The 1,777-nt window shown below is 50.8% G+C and carries 2 protein-coding genes; both read left to right on the top strand.

The window, feature by feature from the left end; genetic code table 11:
- Nucleotides 1–92: 92 nt before the first annotated feature.
- Nucleotides 93–1,346, top strand: coding sequence for a flagellar protein export ATPase FliI (gene fliI, locus SD53_RS12500; protein WP_046520550.1), 1,254 nt, complete (start codon nucleotides 93–95; stop codon nucleotides 1,344–1,346).
- Nucleotides 1,347–1,349: 3 nt separating this feature from the next.
- A partial coding sequence (gene fliJ / locus SD53_RS12505) for a flagellar export protein FliJ (RefSeq protein WP_046520551.1) occupies nucleotides 1,350–1,777 on the top strand: 428 nt, incomplete at its 3' end.

Here is a 1,777-nt window from a genome sequence, read left to right on the forward strand (position 1 = left end):
GCAAAATAAAAACAGCCGTTTTGTCCGGGGTTTATCCAGCGAAGTTGCAGGCTCAGTGCAGCACAGCACTGAGCGTGAAGTGGCTTTAGGCTTTGAATTACCCTTGTTTGACTCTGGAGGCGACGGGCTGTACTGCGGCTATAGGGCAGACTTGCCATGTTGAAACGGCCTCAGGCCAGCTATTTGCTGAGGTGGTGGGCTTTGCCAACGATCGTATTTTTTTAATGCCTAAAGATGATGTGTCTGGTGTGGTGCCTGGCGCTAAGGTGACCCCTTTGAATGATTTTAAAGGCGTGCCTTTGACCATGGCGCTGCTGGGGCGGGTAATTGACGGTGCTGGTAAACCATTGGATGGCAAAGGCCCAATTTTAAGTCAGGAATTTGGCGGTTCGAAAAAGCCTCCGATTAATCCATTGCAACGCCAACCTATTCATGCACCGCTGGATGTGGGCGTGCGGGCTATCAACAGCATTATTACCGTCGGTAAAGGCCAGCGGATGGGCTTGTTTGCAGGCTCTGGTGTAGGTAAGTCAGTGCTTTTGGGCATGATGACCCGCGGTACTGCCGCTGATGTGATAGTGGTTGGCCTGGTGGGTGAACGGGGCCGTGAGGTGAAAGAGTTTATTGATGAAATTCTGGGCGAAGAGGGGCGCAAACGCTCCGTAGTCGTAGCCGCTCCTGCCGATGTGTCGCCTTTAATGCGGTTAAAAGGCTGTGAAACTGCGGTGCAGGTGGCGGAATATTTCCGTGAGCAGGGGCTGGATGTCTTACTGCTGCTTGATTCCATTACCCGTTATGCGCAGGCACAGCGGGAAATTGCCTTGGCTGTGGGAGAGCCGCCGGCCACTAAAGGCTATCCACCTTCGGTTTTTGCCAAATTACCAGCGCTGGTGGAGCGGGCTGGTAATGGTGCTGCAGGTCAGGGCTCTATTACAGCGTTTTACACTGTGTTGTCTGAGGGGGATGATCTCCAGGACCCTATTGCTGACGCGTCACGCGCTATTCTGGACGGTCACATAGTGTTATCACGTCAGTTGGCCGACAGCGGTCATTTTCCGGCCATAGATATAGAAAAATCCATCAGCCGGGTCATGCCGGCTGTGACCAGTATGGAGCATCAAAAACTGGCCCGTGCTGTAAAACAGCTCTATGCCTCTTATCAGCAAAGCAAAGATTTAATTTCTATCGGTGCTTATGTCAAAGGGGCCGATCCACAACTGGATGCGGCCGTGACTCTGATGCCAAAAATCCGTGGTTTTTTGCAGCAGGAAATGAAAGAAGTGGTGCCTTATGACGAAAGTCTGACACAACTGGATAAACTGTTACCTGCCCATTTAGGACGATAAGTTATGGCATTGGCACAACTTCAGCTATTGGTCAAAGTCCAGCAGGAAAAAGAAGACAAGTTGCAGGCGCAGTACAGAGCTGCGCTGCAGAACTATCAGTCGATGCAACAGAAATATCAGGGCCTGGCAGATTACCGGATTGAATACGTCCAGCAAACCCAAAGTCGGGGTCAGGAAGGCATGGCGAGCCGTCAGTTTAATCAATATCTGAATTTCATCGGCAAATTGGACGCGGCTTTAACAGCGCAGCAACAGTATGTGCAACAGGCTAAAGCCAATGCTGATCAGCGTTTACAGCAACTGCTGGCCATGCAGAAAAAACGTAAGGCCATGGAAATACTGATTGAACGTGAGTTGGCGGAAATACAACGCAAAGCCGACAGGCAGGAACAAAAAATGCTGGATGAAATTGCGACTCAGCAGTTTTTCCG

This window comes from Rheinheimera mesophila (assembly GCF_000986865.1).
Lineage (GTDB): Bacteria > Pseudomonadota > Gammaproteobacteria > Enterobacterales > Alteromonadaceae > Pararheinheimera > Pararheinheimera mesophila.